Source organism: Nitratidesulfovibrio vulgaris str. Hildenborough, assembly GCF_000195755.1.
GTDB lineage: Bacteria > Desulfobacterota > Desulfovibrionia > Desulfovibrionales > Desulfovibrionaceae > Nitratidesulfovibrio > Nitratidesulfovibrio vulgaris.
The window spans coordinates 1,490,855-1,510,446 of sequence record NC_002937.3 but is presented as its reverse complement, the minus strand read 5'-3'; the positions used below and the strand labels follow the sequence as shown (position 1 = coordinate 1,510,446).

Sequence of the window (19,592 nt, the reverse complement as noted above, 5' to 3'; positions counted from 1 at the left end):
GGCCCGTCTCCAACAGGAGGCGGGCCTTTTTCAGGCAATAGCAGAAGCAAGGAGACAGGACTCACGGATTGTATGCCAGCAGGCGACAGACAGGGTTAACGACCGCCTGACCGGACAGCACGCCTCGCGGTCTCTGCACAGCCCAAGACGCAAGGCGGGCGGCATCGGAGAATCTGTCGTGGCGGTCACGCCGTCACGCACATCAGGCCATGCCGCCGAGGACAGCCTCGAAACCGGCACGCTTCACGGCCTGCGCGTCCAGACCCGCCCTATGGGCCGTCTCGCTCACGGGGGCAGGAACGACGCCGCAGCCTGCAAGCGTCCCGCCCCTGCGCTGCGCCGTCACGACGGCAGCCCGCAGAAGCTGGAAGAAAGTGAGGTCGACTTCGGTCACCCCGGAAAGGTCGAGGCGCACATTCTGATACCGGTCGAACATCTCAAGCAGGGCATCCCGAAAGGCGAGACTCCGCTCGATAGTCAACTCGCCCGACAGGATAAGGATGCCACTCCCCCCGGATTCACGCACATCGAAACCGCCACTGGTGGGTTCAGCCGCCACCCCCGTGCCGGATACCGGGCGAGGTGAAGACGGAACGGACGCGGTGGCAGAGGGCGTGCCTGCCGGGAAGGCGACAGCCTCCGCAATGGCTTCGTCATGGGGCGGCAAGCCTCCCGCCGCCCCCACCGCAGCCATGACGTCAGGGTCGACCAGCGAAGCGTCGAGGCCCATGCCTGCAGCAGCTGGCATGGCTGGCGCTTCCGGAAAGGTATCGACGGCAGGTGCCTCGTCCCCGGCAGCATCATCGAAGCCGAGGTCGAGCATGATGCCATCACCGCCCGGCTTCTCACCACGTTCCGAAAGTGGAAGGTCGAGGTGACTCTGGTCTGGCGGTGGGGCGTCGTCGCGAAAGAAATCAAGATCGGAATCGGCGATGGAAAGCCCGTCGGAAAGGTGCGATGCCGCCCCGTCAAGCGTACCCCCCTCCGCCAGCCCGATGCGATGCGGCTCAACGGCATAGGCATCGGCCTCATCGAGTAACGGTGCATCGAACTCGGCTTCGAGGTCGAGAAGCAGACTTGCGGCGGCATCATCGTCTACTGCGTCATCCCCCGCCAGACTGCCTGAGGCCTCTCCGGTTTCCAGGGTATCCGCCACAGGATGCGGGGTATCGGTCAGAATGCCCACACCGGGAGCGTCATCGAAAAAACCGTAACTACCCGGTGCATCAAGCGGGGGCATGGCATCACCAGCCATGCCGGACGACGGGGCGTCCGTAGCGTACTCTTCGGCTTCTGCCCCGGCTGCCTGATACACAGGGTCTGCCACCGTATCGGAGAGGGTGCCGGATAGAGGCATGGCCTCCTGCCCGTCGAACGACGTATCGGGCATCCCCACGACCTCGTCGAATTCCCCTCCGGCATTCTGCGAAGCAGGCTTCTCATCCGTATCGCTGTTCATGTCGTAGGGCTCGAAATCATCCTGCATACTCTGCTCCCGTAGGCGCTTCATGGCCTCGTCATACTGCAGCAGCAACAGTTCGATACTTCGGCTGTCCGGTTCATCCGGCATCGCCGACTTGCCCGCGTCCGGTGCTGGCAAGTCACGTTCGCGCCAAGCGGCCTCCCCCCTCGCCACTGCGTCCGTATCCACGGCAAAGACGCGGGAGGCGTCTATCTGGAACACCGCCCCCAGCAAATCTGCGTCGAGAATGGACGAGAAGAGCACGCCCACATTCCCCCCGCCTCCACCACGTACGCCGGTGAAGCGGGCGTCCACCACATCGCCGCTCTTCTGCAGGAACACGAGAAGCCCCAGCGGGCTGACGTCCTTCTGGCGCAGGTCGTGCTCAACATCGAAGGCGAGTACATAGAAACGCAACCCTTCTCGCGACGCCCGGCGCAGGTCGTGCCCGCCCATGGTGAATACGGCGTCGACATCCGGCCCCCTGACCACATGCCGTTCGGAGATGCAGCGCGCATCCGCTGGTTGCCGCACCACACCCTGCAAAAGCTGCACGGCCTGCGTCACCTCGGCCCGGCCCGCCGTCCCCCCGGCATCCTGACTGTCGCGCATTCCCTTGAAGCGCGCGGCGAAGGCATCCATCCCCCGCTCGATGGCCGTGATGACCACGGTATCGAGGGGAAGCTTCTCATGCCGGGCGAGGTCGAGCACGGCTTCAAGCACGAGGGCCAACTCGTGCATGGCGTTGAGCCCCAGAAGCCCCGCACCGCCGCGCATTGTCTGCGTGATACGCGAAAGGCGACCAAGGACGGCGTGTTCGACACCATCGCCGCCCACTTCGAGTTCGAGCAGGTCGACTCCCGCGTCAGCGAGCACACGCAACGCCTCGCCGAGAAACTCCCGCTCGAGCTGGGTCCGCTTTTCCTGATCCGTCACCGCTGCAACCTCCCCGGAATCCGGCGCGAAGCGCCTTCGGCCATCATAGCCGAGATGAAGGCGCTTGTCTGCATCGCCCCTTGCCTTGCGGGGCCGGAGTCTTAACGTTACAGGATGCCTCGCACGGCCTGCAACGTCGTGACATGTCATGCCCACCCGGCATGACCGTGCTTCCACAAACAAGGAGATGCCCATGCGCATAGCCGCTCTCTTCACCTGCATCATCGGAGTATTCATGCTCGCCACGTCCGTCCAGGCTGCGCAGCCCGCCGACATAACGCGGCTTTCCAACGGCCTGACTGTACTCGTCCTCAAGGACGACCGTTTCCCCCTCGCCTCGCTTCGCCTCTACGTCCACGCCGGTTCGGCCTTTGAAACACCTGAGGAGGCGGGCATAAGCCACCTGCTCGAGCACATGGTCTTCAAGGGGACGGTGAAACGCCCCAAGGGACAGGTCGCACGAGATGTCGAGAGCGTGGGCGGCTATCTCAACGCCGCCACCAGCTTCGACTATACGGTATACCTCACGGACATGCCCTCGACGCAATGGAAGCTGGGCATGGACGTCCTGCGCGACATGGCATTCGAGCCCGCCTTGGACCCTGCCGAACTCGAATCGGAGAAGGATGTCGTCATCGCCGAACTGCAACGCGGTGAAGACTCGCCCGACAGCCGCATCTTCCAGTCGTTGCAGGCGGGCACGCTCAAGGGCACGACCTACGAACGCCCCATCATCGGCTATCGCGAGACCATCCGCGCCACCACCGCGGACACCATGCGCGCGTACATCCGCAAGCACTACCAGCCCCAGTCGATGCTGCTGACAGTGGTGGGCAACGTCGACCCCGCCGAGGTGCGTGCCGAAGCGGAACGGCTCTTCGGCGGCCTGACCAACGACCAGAACATCACGCCTCCGGCTGCGATCGACGCCCGCGCATTCGCCCACGGGCCCGTCGTGAACGTGGAACACGGCCCGTGGAAGAAGGTGTACCTCGGCGTCGCGCTTCCGGTGCCCGGCCTCAAGGCGCTTCAGGCCGCACAACTCGACATGCTCTCCCAGCTTCTTGGCGGCGACCCCACCGCCCTGCTGTACCGCACCTTCAAGTACGAGAAGCAGCTTGTCGATGACATCTCCGTGGCCAACTACAGTTTCGAGCGGGTGGGGATGCTCTACATCACCGCTGAACTGGATGCGGACAAGGTCGAGACGTTCTGGAAGGAACTCACGACCATGCTGGCAGGCCTCAAGGCCGATGCCTTCACCGAACAGGAGTTCGAACGCGCCCGCCTCAACATCGAGGACGGACTCTACCGCTCCAAGGAGACAGTGGCAGGCCTCGCATCGAAGGAGGGCTATTTCCAGTTCTTCAGCGACGGGCCACAGGGCGAGGCCAACTACCTGCAAGCCGTCCGGGATGTCGAACGCCCGCAACTCGAGGCCCTCATCAGGGACTGGCTGCGCCCCGAGCGCCTGACCGTGTCGGTGCTGCTGCCGGAAGGCACGAAGGCCCCTGCCCTTGCCGCCACGCTCAAGTCCACATGGCCCTCCAAGGGCAAGGCCGCCGAAGAAGGCAACGCCGCTGCGGTGGGCAAGACCGAGACCGTCGACCTCGGCGGCGGACGCAAGGTGGTGCTCATTCCCGACACCACGCTGCCCTACACGGCCCTCGACATGGTCTTCTCCGGCGGCAATGCCCTTCTCGACCAGAACAGGCAGGGGCTTGCGGCACTCACCGCATCGGTTCTGACCAAGGGCACGCTCAAGCATGATGCCCCCACACTGGAAGCCTTCCAGTCCGACCGCGCCGCGTCACTCGGCGCCAGTGCCGGTCGGCGCACATTCACCCTGAGCCTGCGTGAACCCTCGCGCTTCGACGGTGACATGTTCGGGCTGCTGCACGAAGTGCTCACCACCCCCGCCCTCGCACCGGACGAGGTGGCCCGCGAGAAGCGCAATCAGGTCGCCAGCATCCGCGCCCGTGAAGACCAGCCGCTGGGACTTGCGTTCAGGCATCTCACGCCCTTCCTGTTCCCCGGCCACAGCTACGGCTTCTATCATCTCGGCCAGCCCGAGACGGTCGAAGGCTTCACGCGTGACGATGTGAAGGCTTTCTGGGCCAGGCAGGCTGCACAGCCGTGGGTCATGTCGGTGGCAGGTTCGTTCGACCGCGAGGCCGTTCTGCGCTTCGCAAAGTCGCTGCCTGCACCCTCAGGCAAGCCTGTCAGCCTCGACGCCCCCGCATGGACGCCGGAGAAGGCGCTCGACCTGCGCCTGCCCGAACGCAATCAGGCGCACCTGCTGCTGGTCTTCCCCACAGTGGGCCTCGCACACAAGGACACGCCCGCACTGGAACTGCTGCAATCCGTGCTGGCAGGACAGAGTGGTCTGCTCTTCCGTGACATGCGTGACAAGCAGGGACTCGGCTACACGGTGACTGCCATGAACTGGCAGTCAGACCTCGCAGGCTTCATGGTGCTGTACATCGGCACAGAACCCGGCAAGCTCGAACAGGCCGAGGCTGGGTTCCGCAAGGTCATCGACCAACTGCACGCGACGGCCCTCCCCGACGAAGAACTGCGACGCGGCAAGAACCAGATGCGCGGCGACTACTACCGCGAGCATCAGCGTCTTGGCAGCCGCAGTTCCGAAGCGGCCATGCTCACCTCGCAAGGCTATCCGCTACTGTTCAATCGCGAGGTCATCGACAAGGCCGAAAAGCTCGCGCCTTCCGACCTCGAGCGGGTCGCCCGCACCTACCTCGACATGAACAAGGTACGCGTGGTGAAGGTGCTCCCGTAGGCTCTGAAGCCCGAAGGTGCGAGGCAGAGACCCCGCACATGGACAGACAAGCACGACAAGGGCGGGAGGCGATGAAGCCTTCCGCCCTTCATACTGGCGCTCCACTCCATGCCCGCTGTGCCATGCCCGCTGTGCCGTTGCCGCCCCGGGCCTGCACCTGCCATCCGGAGCCGCACGAGGCCATCACGCAGGCGGAATCCTTTCTCGCCGCACAGCCCTCCCACGACAGCCGAACACCAGCGTCAGGGCTCGGGCGGGAGAGCCCCTATCCCTCCACGTTGCACGCCTTTCTGGGGCATCCACCGCCCCCTGCCCCCCCGGCCACAAAACCGGGGCTAGGCAGTCCCGCGAAAAACGGCTATGAAGCCTCGCGCGGCACAGCCGCCCACCACTAGTCTCCCGGAGAACAGCACATGGCTCTCAGCATAGGTATCGTCGGGCTGCCCAACGTAGGCAAGTCCACCCTCTTCAACGCGCTGACCAAGGCACAGAACGCGGAAGCGGCAAACTACCCCTTCTGCACCATCGAACCGAACAAGGCCACGGTCGCCGTGCCCGACAAGCGTCTCGACGCCCTCGCTGAGATCGTGAAGCCCCAGCGTGTGCTTCATGCCACGGTCGACTTCATCGACATCGCCGGGCTCGTCCGCGGGGCCAGCAAGGGTGAAGGGCTTGGCAACCAGTTCCTCGCCAACATCCGTGAATGCGCGGCCATCCTTGAAGTGGTGCGCTGTTTCGATGACGAGAACATCACGCACGTGGATGGGGCCATCGACCCGCTGCGCGACATCGAGACCATCGAGACCGAGCTTCTTCTGGCCGACATCCAGAGCGCAGAGAAGCGCTTCGAACGTCTCCAGAAGATGGCCAAGGGCGACAAGGACGCCAAGGCAGCAGCCGAAGAGGTCGCACGCCTGCTTGAGCACATGAACGCGGGCAACCCCGCCTCCACCTTCGAGGCCCGCGAAAGCGACGCCTTCCAGCTTGCATGGCGTGAGATGGGGCTGCTGACCGCCAAGAAGATCATCTACTGCGCCAATGTCGACGAGACCGGCATCGGCGAAGAGAACGCCCACGTACTGCGGGTGCGTGAGCTCGCCGCCTCGCGCGGAGCCGACGTGGTCAAGATCTGCGCCAAGATCGAAGAGGAACTGCAAGGCCTCTCCGATGAGGAACAGGCCGAGATGCTGGGCTCGTACGGCATCGACGAAAGCGGCCTCGTATCCATCATCCGCACCGGCTACCACACCCTCGGCCTTGCCAGCTACTTCACTGCCGGGGAGAAGGAAGTGCGGGCATGGACCATCAAGCAGGGCTGGAAGGCCCCGCAAGGCGCAGGCGTCATCCACACCGACTTCGAGCGTGGCTTCATCCGTGCCGAGGTCATCGCCTACGACGACTACGTGAAGCACCGTAGCGAGGCGGCATGCCGTTCAGCCGGGGTTCTGCGCGTAGAGGGCAAGGAATACGTCATGCAGGACGGCGACGTCGTCCACTTCCTTTTCAACGTGTAGATTCGATCCGCTTCTCGCGAGGCCACACCTTCAAGGTCGGCCATCGCATGACGTGACAGGAACGGGGGGACGCATCGCGATGCGTCCCCCTTTCACATGCCGTCCACTGCAATTCGCCTTGCATCGCCATGAGCGAGTCATGGACGCAACTTCTACGATGGTGACGACAATCCGCGGGGCATGATAAGAATCCGGCACGGGTTGTGCTTCACACCACAGGCGGGTAGACTGCTGCACGGAATGATCGAAATTGCAAACCACGCAACAGAGAGCCCCGCATGTCAGTCCATCCTCTCGCCGGAGAACGTCCCAGCCACGACAGGCTCGTGAACATCCCCGCCCTCATGGGCGAATACTATACCGGACACCCTGACACCACCGCAGTCGAACGGAGGGTGGCTTTCGGCACATCGGGGCATCGGGGGTCTTCACTGCACGGCACGTTCAACGAGGAACACATCCTCGCCGTGACACAGGCGGTCTGCGACATCCGCCGCGAAGACGGCATAGCGGGCCCGCTGTTCCTCGGCATGGACACACATGCCCTCTCCGAATGCGCCCATCGCACCGCGCTTGAGGTACTCGCAGCCAATGGAGTGAACGTCCGGCTTCAGACTGGCGGCGGATTCACCCCCACCCCCGTCATCAGCCATGCCATCCTTTGCTGGAATGCCCACCGCGACCGGCCCCGTGCCGATGGCGTCGTCATCACCCCGTCCCACAACCCTCCAGAAGACGGCGGCTTCAAATACAATCCGCCCCACGGCGGCCCTGCGGACACGACGGTCACACGACGCATCGAACGCCGCGCCAACGAACTTCTCGACAACGGCCTCGCCGGAGTGAGGCGCGTCGTCCTGCACAAGGCCCTGCGCACTCCCGGAATCGAAGCTGTTGACCTTGTCAGCGCCTATGTGAACGACCTCGCCTCGGTACTGGACATGGACGCCATCCGTGGCGCAGGCCTTCGCATCGCAGCGGACCCGCTGGGCGGTTCATCCCTCGCCTACTGGGACCCCATCGCCGAAAAGTACGGGCTGGACATCACCGTGGTGAACCGCGAAGCCGACCCCACCTTCCGCTTCATGCCGCAGGACAAGGACGGCAAGGTGCGCATGGACTGTTCCTCGCCCTGGGCCATGCGCGGGCTCATCGACCTGCGCCAGTCCTACGACATCGCATTCGGGAACGACCCCGATGCCGACAGGCACGGCATAGTCACCGCACAAGGTCTGCTCAATCCCAACCATTACATCGCGGCGGCAGTGTGGTACCTCTACCGCCATCGTCCCGGCTGGAATACGACGTGCGGGATAGGCAAGACCCTTGTGACCAGCAGCATGGTCGACCGCGTGGCGAAGCTTCTGGGACGCAAGGTCGTCGAGGTGCCCGTCGGCTTCAAATGGTTCGTGCCACTGCTGCTTGATGGCTCATGCGGCTTCGGCGGTGAAGAGAGCGCCGGGGCGTCGTTCCTGCGTAGCGACGGCACACCGTGGTCGACGGACAAGGACGGCATCATCATGAATCTTCTCGCCGCCGAGATGATGGCGGTTGAGGAACGCTCGCCATCCGAAATCTATGCAGAACTCACCGAACGTTGCGGCACGCCGTATTATGAACGGCTGCAGTCTCCGGCGACGGCGGCGCAGCGGGCCGTCTTCGCGGGGCTTACCCCGGAACGGGTCAAGGCCACATCACTTGCGGGCGCACCTATCACCGCCATGCTCACCCATGCCCCCGGCAACGGTGCAGCCATCGGCGGCCTCAAGGTCGTGACCGATGACGGCTGGTTCGCCGCGCGGCCTTCCGGCACGGAAGACATGTACAAAATATATACAGAAAGCTTCGTGAGCCCCGAACATCTGCAACGCATCCAGAAAGATGCTGTGGATATCGTGGCGTCTATCTTCGCTGACGCTGATGCTAGTTCCTGATAATCATTGATGGTTGAAGGCTCACGGCTGGACAGTGGGGACTGTCTGGGCTATGGCTCAATGCGTATAAAACACGTATCCAAGACAACATCGGGGGAAACACTGCAATGAAGTTTCTTGTCGTAGACGACGACTTCGACAGCCGCAGGCTCGTCCAGAAGCTATTGCACCCATACGGCTATGTGGACGTCGCCACCGACGGTGAGGAGGGCGTCGAGGCCTTTCGAGCCGCACTCGGCGACGGCGAACCCTATGATGTCATCACGCTCGACATTCTCATGCCCAATGCCGACGGGCAGCAGGCACTGCGCGAGATACGCGAGATAGAGAAGGAGCATGGCATCGCACCCGAGAAAGCTGCCAAGATCATCATGCTCACCGGTCTCGACGACTCCAGCGAAGTGCATGATGCATTCTTTCTCGGCGAAGCCACAAGCTACATCGTCAAGCCCATACGCAGACAGATTCTGCTGGACGAGATAGAGAAACTCGGCGTGCATCTGTCCAAGAACGAAGCGTGATACCCTCACGACGCGTCCTCTCCAGCCCTCCTGCGGGGGGAGCGCGCAGCCATCACAAGATGCGACAAAAGGCCGGAACCATCCGGCCTTTTGCTTTACGCATCTAGCACTTGCCCCCGCAGGGGCGAGCGGGTATCTACCAACCAAAACCAAGCGTCCACGACCACGGGCCGCACAACAGGAGACAACCCATGAGCATCCCCGCCGAACTCAAGTACAGCAAGACCCACGAATGGATTCGCATCGAAGGCGACGAAGCCGTCATCGGCATCACCCATTTCGCACAGGAACAGCTTGGCGACCTGACCTTCGTCGACCTTCCCGGTGTGGGCGACACCCTCGACGTGGAACAGGAGATGGGCTCCGTCGAATCCGTCAAGGCTGCCAGCGAGCTCTACGCACCTGTCGCCGGAGAGGTCATCGCCGTCAATGACGCCCTCGCATCGGCTCCCGAACTGGTCAACCAGTCGCCCTACACCGAAGGCTGGATGCTGCGTGTGAAGCTTGCCGCAACCCCTGAAGACCTGCTCGACGCCACCGCCTACGGTGAACTCGTCGCCAGCGAAGCCCACTAGGCGGAGGAGCCGTCATGCCCTTCGTCCCGCATTCGCCCGAAGACGTCAGCGTGATGCTCGACGCCATCGGCGTGAACACCATTGAAGACCTCTTCGCAGACATCCCCGCAGAGATGCGCCCCAAGAGCTTCGCCCTGCCCAAGGGGTTGAGCGAGATGGACGTATGCTCGCGTCTTGAAGCCCTTTCCGCCAGAAACCGCACCGACGTGGTGAGCTTCCTCGGTGCCGGCTTCTACGACCACCACATCCCCAAAGCAGTGGACGCCCTCTCCTCTCGCGGGGAGTTCTACACCGCCTACACCCCCTACCAGCCCGAAGCCGCGCAGGGCACGCTACAGGCCATATTCGAATTCCAGACAGCGGTGTGCCGTCTGCTGGACATGGACTGCGCCAACGCATCCGTCTACGATGGCGGTTCGGCCCTCTTCGAGGCCATGATGATGGCGGTGCGCGCCACCAGAAGGCGCAAGCTGGTCATCGACGAGGCCCTGTCGCCCATCTACCGGACGATGCTGGCCTCCTACACCTCGAATCTGCAACTCGAACTGGTGACGGTGCCGCATCGTGACGGTCTGTCCGACATGGATGCCCTGAAGGCCTCCGTCGATGACACCTGCGCCGCCGTGGTGGTGCAGAACCCCAACTTCTTCGGTGCCATCACCGACTTCACCGACCTGTTCACCCATGCACGTGCCCACAAGGCACTCGGCGTCATCTCCGTCTACCCCGTCATGCAGTCGGTGCTGAAGACACCGGGCGAGATGGGGGCCGACATCGCCGTGGCCGACGGCCAGTCCATCGGTCAACCCCTGAGCTTCGGCGGGCCGTATCTTGGCATCATGACCTGCACCAAGCCCCTCGTGCGCCAGATTCCGGGGCGCATCGTCGGACGCACGCAGGATGTCGACGGACGCACGGGCTATGTGCTGACGCTGCAAGCGCGCGAACAGCACATCCGCCGCGCCAAGGCCACGTCCAACATCTGCTCGAACCAGGCCCTGTGCGCCCTGCGCAGCCTCATCCACCTCACGTTGCTCGGCCCCGAAGGGCTCGTCCGCACCGCCGAACTCTCCATGGAGCGGGCCAGATACGCCGCAGAACGGCTTACCGCCCTGCCCGGCGTGGAACTCCTGCACGACGCCCCCTTCGGCAACGAGTTCGCCGTTCGCCTTCCGGTGAGCGCATTCGAGGTTGTGGACAGGCTCACCGCCCGCGGCTACGTGCCCGGCTTCCCTGTCGGACGCTACTATCCCGGCATGGACAACGTGCTGCTGGTGGCCTGCACAGAGAAACATTCGTTCGAACAGGTCGGTATTCTGGCCGAAATGCTCGGAGGCATCCTGTGAAGACCGTATTCGCCAAATCGGTGCCCGGCAGAAGTGCCGCCCTTCCCTCGGCCCCTTCCAGAAAGGCTGCCGACATGCTGCCCGCCGGACTCCTGCGCTCGAAGGCGCCCCGGCTTCCCGAGGTGAGCGAACTCGATGTGGTTCGCCATTTCACCGGGCTTTCCAGACTCAACTACAGCGTGGACGGCAATTTCTACCCGCTCGGCTCATGCACGATGAAGTACAACCCCAAGTTCACCGAGCATGTCGCCGCGCTGCCGGGCTTCACCCGCCTGCATCCGCTCATGGCACAGCTCAAGGGGGCCGGGCAGTACACGCAAGGCGCTCTCGAAGTCATGTGGGAGACGGAGCGGCTGCTCTGCGAAATCAACGGCATGGCCGCCTTCACCCTGCACCCCATGGCCGGGGCGCACGGCGAACTCACGGGCGTCATGCTCATTGCCGCCTACCATAAGGACAAGGGCAACCGTAAGACCAAGATCATCTGCCCCGACTCGGCACATGGCACCAACCCCGCCTCCGCCGCACTCGCCGGGTACGAGGTGGTGAACATCGAATCGAAGGACGGCCTCGTCGACCCCGACGCGCTCGAAGCCGTGCTCGACGACGAAGTGGCAGCCCTCATGATGACATGCCCCAACACGCTGGGCCTGTTCGAGAAGCACCTGCCGCGCATCGTCGAGAAGCTGCGCGCCGTCGATGCCCTGCTCTATTACGACGGGGCGAACCTCAACGCCATCATGGGCAAGATGCGCGTAGGCGATGTGGGCTTCGACGTGGTGCACCTCAACCTGCACAAGACCTTCGGCACACCGCATGGCGGCGGCGGCCCCGGTTCGGGCCCCGTGGGCGTGAGTGCACGCCTTGAACCCTACCTGCCCATCTCGCGGGTCGAGAAGGAACGCGACGGCCACTTCTTCCTCAACTACGACTACCCCAAGTCCATCGGGTATGTGGCCCCCTTCTACGGCAACTTCGGTGTGCTGCTGAAGGCGTATGCCTACATCCTGCGTCTCGGGGCAGAAGGTCTGACGCGCGCCTCCGAATTCGCGGTGCTCAACGCCAACTACATGCGCTGCAAGTTGCGCGGGGTGCTCGACATCCCCCACGACCGCACATGCATGCATGAATTCGTCGCCTCCGCCTGCAATACGGCCGAATGCGGCGTACGTGCGCTGGACATCGCCAAGGCGTTGCTCGACAAGGGCTACCATGCCCCGACCATCTACTTTCCGCTCATCGTCAAGGAATGCCTCATGTTCGAGCCTACCGAGACAGAAAGCAGGGAGACTCTCGACGCCTTCATGGACGACCTTGCCTCCATCGTCGAACAGGGACGGCAGACCCCGGACGCGTTGCACGACGCGCCGCTGCACACTCCCGTGCGACGCCTTGATGAGACGGCTGCAGCCCGCAACATGGTGCTGACCGATGACCTATGATGTCGTGATACTCGGAGCAGGGCCCGGCGGAAGCCGGGCCGCCCTCGAAGCTGCGGCGGCGGGCCTGCGCGTCGCCATCGTGGACAAGGGCAGTTTTGGCGGCACCTGCCTCAATTGGGGCTGCATTCCCACCAAACTGCTTCTCGGTGGAACGGCTGCGCATCCACTCCTTGAAGTCCAGAAGAAGCTCAAGACGGCACAGGGAACCATCGATTTCGACCTGACCGCCCTTCAGGCGCGCAAGACGCGATTCATCAACGGAACCCGACAGGCCCTTGAAAAGCAGCTTCGTCAGGCCGGTATCGAGGTCATCACGGGTACGGCCAGACTCGCAGGCCCGGGACATGTCGAAGTGGTCGACGGTGAGGGAACACGGGAACTCGCAGCTCGTAACGTCATCGTCGCCACGGGCTCGGTGCCAGCCTCCTTTCCGGGCCTCGCACCCGACGGGGAAGCGGTTCTCGACTCCACGGCGCTTCTGGATGTCACCGAAGTCCCCGACAGCCTGATCATCGTCGGCGGGGGAGCCATCGGCCTTGAGATGGGCGATTTCTTCTCACGTCTCGGCACGGCAATCACCATAGTCGAAGGGCTCGACAGACTGGCGCCGACGGAAGACCCCGAGATAGGCCAGACGCTCGGCAAGCTTCTCAAGCGCGAGGGATGGGCCATCCATACAGGACGGCGCGTAGCCTCCCTGTCCACCGTCGAAGGCAAGGCGCAACTGCGTTTTGAAGACGGGACGGAACTCGTGGCCGACAAGGCGCTCATGGCCGTGGGCAGGCGTCCTGCCACAGCTGGCCTTGGCCTCGAGACCGCAGGGGCAACCCTGCTCGGCGCAGGATGGGTGGAGACCAACGACCATCTCCTCGCGGCACCGGGGCTTTACGCCATCGGCGACGTCAACGGACGCACCCTGCTTGCCCATGCGGCCGACCATCAGGCGCGCTTTGTCATCAGCCACATCGCGTCCGGGTCCGCCTCTTCGGCCTCCGGCTACCCTGCCCCTGTGATGCCCTCTTGCATCTACGGGCACACCGAGGTCATGCGCGCCGGTGCCACGGTTGCCGAACTCGTCGCATCGGGGCACGATGTACACGTATCCACCAGCCAACTCATTGCAAATCCCATTGCCCAGGCGTATGGGACAACTGGCGGATTCATACGCGTCTTATGGGTCGAAGGGCAGGTACGCGGGATTTCGGCCGTCGGTCACGGCGTGTCGCATCTCGTTACGCTGGCGACCGTCATCGTCTCGCAACGGTGGCGATGGGAAGATGTGCACGGCATCATCTTCGCCCACCCGACCCTTGATGAGGCCCTTGAAGCCGCACTGCTTGCACCTTCACAGAAGGTTTGAACAGGTAGGGGTCGTTCGCTGTTCCGGGGAGGAACGAATTATTCTCAACCTGCTTGCGCGGATGTATGATTGCAGCTATGTTATTGCACATGTTGTAATCTCATGCCGGAATCAGGCGAAACTTCAGATTTGGAGGCTTATATGAAATTTGCCCGTTATCTCGCACTGCTGGCAGCGCTGGTCTTCGCTTGCGCCTCCAGCGCCCTGGCCGCGTCCCCCGAAAAGGTCCTCGTCCCCAAGATTTCGAGCTTCGACTTCTTCGTGGACTACTCCGGCTCCATGGCGATGAAGCACGCCAAGCTGGGCAAGGACAAGATCGTGGTCGCCAAGGAACTGATGACCGCCATCAACGCCAAGATTCCCGCCCTCGGCTACAAGGGCGGCCTGCACACCTTCGCGCCCTCTTCCGAAGTGATCGCGCAGGGTCCCTGGGATCGTGCCGGCTACGAAAAGGGCATCAAGTCCCTCAAGTCCAACTTCGACATCTTCGGTCGCCTGACTCCCATGAGCCAGGGCTTCGAAAAGGCTCTGCCCTACGTCCAGAACATGCAGCGCAAGGCCGCCGTCATTCTCATCAGTGACGGTGAAGCCAACGTGGGCATGGATCCCGTGACCGCCGCCAAGGCCGTTGCCGCCCTCAAGGACGTATGCATCCATGTCATCTCCCTTGCCGACACCGCCAAGGGTCAGGCCACCCTCGACGCCATCTCCAAGCTCAGCCCCTGCTCCGTCAGCGTGAACGGCGCCGACCTGCTGAACAACGAGAAGGCCCTCGACAAGTTCGTCCGCGACGTGTTCTACGACGAGCAGGCCCCCAAGGCTGCCGCCGCCCCCATGGAAGAAGTCATCGTGCTGCGTAACGTCCAGTTCGCACTGAACTCCGCCAAGCTCGACGCTTCCGCCACCAGCATCCTCACCGAGGCCGCCCGCATCATCAAGGCGAACCCCGGCAAGAAGCTGCTCGTCGCCGGTCACACCTGCAACCTCGGCACCGACGCCTACAACCTCAAGCTGTCCGACGCACGCGCCAAGTCCGTCAAGGACTTCCTCGTGAAGCAGGGCGTTGAGGCCAGCCGTCTTGACACCTTCGGCTTCGGCGAAAGCCAGCCCAAGTACGACAACGGCACCGAACAGGGTCGCAGCATGAACCGCCGCGTGGAACTCTCGTTCCGCTAACGGTACACACCGCATGAATGTGGCCCGGCGGTTATCCGCCGGGCCACTCTTGCACGAGATTACAATGCACAAGCGCATCATTCCGCTCATCATCGCCGGGCTTCTGTTCGGCAACGTATCCCTCGCCTCTGCCGCCGATGCGGCCAAGCCTGCCAAAAAGGCAGCAGCGAAAGCCGCGACCCCTGAAGAAAGTCAGGAAGCCGTGCAATTGAAGCTCAACTCCTATGCGCAGCGGCATGTCCGCACCATGACGGAGTGCCTCAAGCCCGGTGAGAACAGCAAAGCTGTCGAACAGGAAGGAAGCGAGTTCGTAGCCCGCTACCGCACTGTCGACCCGTCATCCGTATCGACCGATGTGCACCCCGGAAGCGCGGGTGCAAAATTCATCGGGCTGCTGGTCTACCACGAAGTAGAATACGAGAACCGTGCACCCAGCCGCGAAGTGGCTCTCAACGGTCCTTTCGTTGCGGTAAAGACGCGCAAGGTGACTGAGATTCTCCGATACGACAGGGGAAAATGGCAATAAAAGGCAAGGGCGCGAAAGCGCCCTTTTTTCTTGCCATCGCGACTGTTTTCCACCAGAGACCTCGTGCCCGACAACAACAGGGCGTCGCGAGAAAACCATGCCTGCACACTGCCGTGGGCGAGGCTCAGAACCATGAGCCCCTCGGGAAGCCCGTTCCCGGGATGCAAGACAGCCTGAAGGCAGCAGCCGCCCCCCCTTGTCAGCTGTTCGCAGGAGAACCAGCGGCAGCCCGTTCCTCTGCCAGCCACGCCAGCATTGCATCACGGGCATCCTGCGCCGCATGAACCACCTTGCCCCACTGGCCGGGAATCTCATCCTCTTGCCTGTTACGACACAGGGCATCGAGCGAGGCGGCGGCAAGATGAAGGTCGGTGGCACCAATCGTTGCCGCCGCCCCTTTCAGACTATGCGCCTGCCGGGCCAGCGCTTCGCGGTCACCGGACGAGAAGTCGGCTGTCATGCGGGACATGCGCCGCTCGAAGTCCTCCAGAAACGTCTCATAGAGTTCTCCGAGAAATGCCCGGTCTCCGTGCAACCTGTCGAGCACGACCTGAACGTCGAGTGTCGCCATAGCGCTCTCCTCTGCGGTACCACACGCCGACGCCGCAAGACCTTACAGGGTGCAGAGCGTCTAGGCTCGTCGTGTCAGCCCGAATTTCTTGAGCTTGTATTGAAGCGTCCTGCGGCTTATGCCCAGAGCATCCGCCGTCTTCTCCCGATGCCCTCCGTGCACATCTAGTGCACGAAGCAACTCACCCTTTTCAGCCTCATCCAGCGAGCAGGGTCGCGAATCATCATCGACCACAGGCCGTTCCTGCTGCATGTCCGCCACCTGCGGTTCATCTCCGAACAGTTGCGGAGGCAAGGCATCCGCAGACAACGAGTCTGTCCTGCTCAGGATGAGGGCCCGCTCAAGGACGTTCTCAAGTTCACGGACATTGCCCGGCCAACTATGCCGCGACAGGGCCTCGAAAAAGTCGGCACTGATACAGCGTATGCTTTTCCTGTTCTTTCTGCAAAGCTTCCCCAACAATTCTTCGACAAGTTGCGGCAAATCCTCCATGCGCTTGCGCAAGGGTGGCGAGACGACTTCAAGGACGTTGAGCCTGAAATACAAGTCCTCTCTGAACGTTCCCTTCGCCACTTCGCGGCGCAGGTCGCGGTTGGTCGCGGCAATGATGCGCACATCCACCGAAACGGGGCGCACACCGCCCAGAGGTTCGACCACGCGTTCCTGCAGTACGCGTAACAGCTTGGCCTGCAACTCGAGCGGAAGTTCGCCGATTTCGTCAAGGAACAGCGTTCCTCCCCGGGCAAGCTGAAAACGTCCCGGCTTGTCTTTCACGGCACCTGTGAAGGCCCCTCTGACATAGCCGAACAACTCGCTTTCAAGCAGATGTCCCGGCAGTGCCGCGCAATTGACCTTGACCAGTGGCTGTCGGGCGCGCGTGCTGGCATCATGAAGTGCCTGTGCGATAAGCTCCTTGCCTGTGCCCGACTCGCCCATGATGAGCACCGTCGCCTCACTCGGCCCCGCCTGTCTGATGAAGTCACGCATGCGGTGCATGACCTGACTCGCCCCCACCAACGGGGCGGTCGGGTCGTTCTCGACGTACCGCTTTCGCAACTCTTCGTTCTCGACCACGAGCCTGCGATGTTCCCATGCCTTCTCAAGCACGGCCACCAGTTCCTCATTGTCGGCGGGTTTGGTGAGGTAGTCGAACGCTCCGCACTTCATGGCTTCTACGGCCGACCCCACGGTGCCATAGGCGGTGAGCATCACCACTGGAAGTCCGGGCTGTATCTCGAGGATGCGGGCAAGCGTCTCCTGCCCGTCCATACCAGGCATGCGCATATCGAGCAGCACGACATGAACCTGCTCATGGACGAGGAGTTCAAGCCCTTCTTCGCCGCTACCGGCCTCGACCACATGCCAGCCCACATCCTCCATGACGGCACGCACCATGAGCCTGTGACCGGGTTCATCATCAATCACCAGAAGATGCTTCACTTGCGAACCTCCACGTCAGGGGAACAGGGCACGACGCCCTCATTGCCCGGAAAAAAGAGTGAAACGGTGGTCCCGCGTCCCATCTCCGAATCTATCTGGGCGCGACCATCATGCTCGCGCATGGTCTTGTGGACGAGCGCCAGCCCAAGCCCCGTCCCTTTCTTCTTGGTGGTGAAGAAGGGCTCGAAAGCCTGTTCGCGTTGCAGGGCACTCATCCCCGGTCCGGAGTCGCCAACGAAAACCCACGTGCCGCCATCGCCCTGTGCAGAGGAGACATGGATCTCGCGTTCGCCGGTCGCCAGTCCCTCCAGCGCGTCGATGCTGTTGAGAACGAGATTGAGTACCGCCTGCTTGAGGGCGTCCTCATCGGCCCATACGATATCCGGTCCGAGACTCACCTTCAGGGCGATATTGCGCTTCTCGAGGTCGAAACGGACAAGGTTGCCGATGTCTGCCACAAGCTGACCGAGGCTCACGGCCCGCGCATCCATGGCCCGCGGCCGCGAGAGGTACAACAGGTCGGTGATGACGCGATTGAGCCTGTCTGCCTCGCGCACCATGGTCTGGGCGTAGGTTTCATCGGGCTGACGCCCCACGAGCTTCTTCGCGAAATACTGGGCGAAGCCGCGCAGGGCACTCAGCGGGTTGCGAATCTCGTGGGCGACGCCTGCCGCCAGAGTCCCGAGCGCCGCCAGTTTTTCGGCCTCACTGAGGTTCTTCTCAAGTTCCCGAATCTGCGTACGGTCACGGATGATGACCAGCCTGTCGTGATCATCATCGCCCTGCCGGATGGGCAGGGTAAGGACTTCAAGGTGCGCCCCCCCGACTGAACGGGTGAACCATCGCCCGGCTGCCGCCTCCGGTTCAGCGGAAGAGCCCCCTTCCGCAACCCGCGCGACAGGGGCGACGATACCTTCCGGCAGTTCGGCTATGGACATGCCCGCCAGCCTTCCGGGGGCGATGCCGAGAATGCCGTGGGCAGCGGGATTGGCGGCACTGATGGTGTCAGACCGTGAAACGGTGATGAGCCCATCGGGAAGGTTGTCGAGAAGACGCGCCTGAAAGCGTTCGAGAACGGCCGCGCGCCCGGCCTGTTCACGTCGCTTGAGGAAGCTCATGGCCAGCGTCCAGATGAACACGGCAGCAGCGAGGATGTAGGCAGCCTGAAACAGGGCATTCTGGCGGAAGCGGTTGTAGACGCCGAGGTGCTTGGTCATGTCCAGCCCGACCACCAGAAAGGTCGGCAACTCGTCCTCATCCTGCGCGAGTCCCCTGCCGGGGACGATACGCTTGCCGTAAACATAGGTCTGACGTGCACCGAACGTCGCCCTGCCATACCACTCGCCCTTCTGGGCAAGCTGCTGCAACGCTTCCGGGGGGAAGGCAAGAGGCCCGGCCTCCTGTGCGGGACGCGACGACAGCACCCGGCCTCCGTTACGGTCGATGACCCCGACGAAGAGTACGTCTCCGGTCTGCTCAAGTTCCCTGAAGAACTCTGCCGTTCCCGGACTGAAGAGGCCGGGCCCCGTGGGACGAACGAACAGCCCCCGGCGGAGTGAACTCTCGACAGCCTGTAGCACGGAGCGCGAGGTCATGGTCAGGTACTGTGTCCCGGCCTCCTCCTGCTGACGCAGGGTCTGCCCGGTGGTGACGATGAGTGAAAGCCCGATGGTAACGAGCGTGAGCACGGCGATGATGATGGTGCTGCGTTCGGCATTCTTGTCGGCGATTTCCATGAAGACTCCGGTGGTGTCTGGCGGGACATGAAAGAACTGTGCCGAAGGGTGACACCCCGGCAGATGCTGATGCCGGGTGCGCCACCACAGGCCAGCCCTTGCACCATGTCGCATCGCAAGGTCTCTGCGTTGCCTCGCAACGCGGTGCCGTGCACCATGAATGTGCAAACGATGGCACACAACGCCACGGCGTGCAATAAGATGCACACCACCTGCACATATCAAGCCTCATGTGAAGGAAAAGGACGGCGGA

The 19,592-nt window shown here is 62.8% G+C and carries 14 protein-coding genes; 10 read left to right on the top strand and 4 right to left on the bottom strand.

The genetic code is table 11. From position 1 onward, the window contains the following. Positions 1-202: 202 nt before the first annotated feature. The gene (locus DVU_RS06740; protein WP_010938724.1) at positions 203-2,398 is read right to left on the bottom strand and encodes an STAS domain-containing protein; all 2,196 of its coding nucleotides are present in this window, start codon (positions 2,396-2,398) and stop codon (positions 203-205) included. 193 nt (positions 2,399-2,591) lie between these two features. Here DVU_RS06740 and DVU_RS06735 point away from each other — a divergent pair, with 193 nt between their 5' ends. From DVU_RS06735 to DVU_RS06690, 10 genes are all read left to right on the top strand, one after another. Next, positions 2,592-5,198: a M16 family metallopeptidase gene (locus DVU_RS06735; protein WP_010938723.1), complete on the top strand. Its 2,607-nt coding sequence runs from the start codon at positions 2,592-2,594 to the stop codon at positions 5,196-5,198. 413 nt (positions 5,199-5,611) lie between these two features. Beyond that, the gene (ychF, locus tag DVU_RS06730; RefSeq protein ID WP_010938722.1) at positions 5,612-6,712 is read left to right on the top strand and encodes a redox-regulated ATPase YchF; all 1,101 of its coding nucleotides are present in this window, start codon (positions 5,612-5,614) and stop codon (positions 6,710-6,712) included. Between the two features lie 278 nt (positions 6,713-6,990). After that, positions 6,991-8,646 carry a phosphoglucomutase (alpha-D-glucose-1,6-bisphosphate-dependent) gene (pgm, locus tag DVU_RS06725; protein ID WP_010938721.1) on the top strand — a complete coding sequence of 552 codons (1,656 nt, stop codon included), beginning with the start codon at positions 6,991-6,993 and terminating at the stop codon, positions 8,644-8,646. Positions 8,647-8,753: 107 nt separating this feature from the next. After that, complete coding sequence (locus tag DVU_RS06720; protein ID WP_010938720.1) at positions 8,754-9,167, top strand: response regulator; 414 nt, start codon at positions 8,754-8,756, stop codon at positions 9,165-9,167. 191 nt (positions 9,168-9,358) lie between these two features. Next, positions 9,359-9,742: a glycine cleavage system protein GcvH gene (gcvH, locus tag DVU_RS06715; protein ID WP_010938719.1), complete on the top strand. Its 384-nt coding sequence runs from the start codon at positions 9,359-9,361 to the stop codon at positions 9,740-9,742. A gap of 14 nt (positions 9,743-9,756) precedes the next feature. Further along, positions 9,757-11,088 (top strand): aminomethyl-transferring glycine dehydrogenase subunit GcvPA, encoded by a 1,332-nt coding sequence (gcvPA, locus tag DVU_RS06710; protein WP_010938718.1) that lies wholly within the window; start codon positions 9,757-9,759, stop codon positions 11,086-11,088. Further along, entirely contained in the window at positions 11,085-12,530 is a 1,446-nt protein-coding gene (gene gcvPB, locus DVU_RS06705) for an aminomethyl-transferring glycine dehydrogenase subunit GcvPB (RefSeq protein ID WP_010938717.1), read from the top strand. Before gcvPA ends, gcvPB begins: the two co-directional genes overlap by 4 nt. Continuing rightward, entirely contained in the window at positions 12,520-13,890 is a 1,371-nt protein-coding gene (locus DVU_RS06700) for a dihydrolipoyl dehydrogenase family protein (RefSeq protein WP_010938716.1), read from the top strand. The genes gcvPB and DVU_RS06700 overlap by 11 nt, the downstream gene beginning before the upstream one ends. A gap of 141 nt (positions 13,891-14,031) precedes the next feature. Continuing rightward, positions 14,032-15,066, top strand: coding sequence for an OmpA family protein (locus tag DVU_RS06695; protein WP_011792396.1), 1,035 nt, complete (start codon positions 14,032-14,034; stop codon positions 15,064-15,066). Between the two features lie 64 nt (positions 15,067-15,130). Further along, complete coding sequence (locus DVU_RS06690; protein WP_010938714.1) at positions 15,131-15,592, top strand: hypothetical protein; 462 nt, start codon at positions 15,131-15,133, stop codon at positions 15,590-15,592. 199 nt (positions 15,593-15,791) lie between these two features. Here DVU_RS06690 and DVU_RS06685 read toward each other — a convergent pair whose 3' ends face one another. From DVU_RS06685 to DVU_RS06675, 3 genes are read right to left on the bottom strand one after another with little or no spacing between them, the layout of a single operon-like run. Further along, complete coding sequence (locus DVU_RS06685; protein ID WP_010938713.1) at positions 15,792-16,163, bottom strand: Hpt domain-containing protein; 372 nt, start codon at positions 16,161-16,163, stop codon at positions 15,792-15,794. 60 nt (positions 16,164-16,223) lie between these two features. Further along, positions 16,224-17,603 (bottom strand): sigma-54-dependent transcriptional regulator, encoded by a 1,380-nt coding sequence (locus DVU_RS06680; RefSeq protein WP_010938712.1) that lies wholly within the window; start codon positions 17,601-17,603, stop codon positions 16,224-16,226. Then, complete coding sequence (locus DVU_RS06675; protein WP_010938711.1) at positions 17,600-19,339, bottom strand: two-component system sensor histidine kinase NtrB; 1,740 nt, start codon at positions 19,337-19,339, stop codon at positions 17,600-17,602. The genes DVU_RS06680 and DVU_RS06675 overlap by 4 nt, the downstream gene beginning before the upstream one ends. Positions 19,340-19,592: the final 253 nt, after the last annotated feature.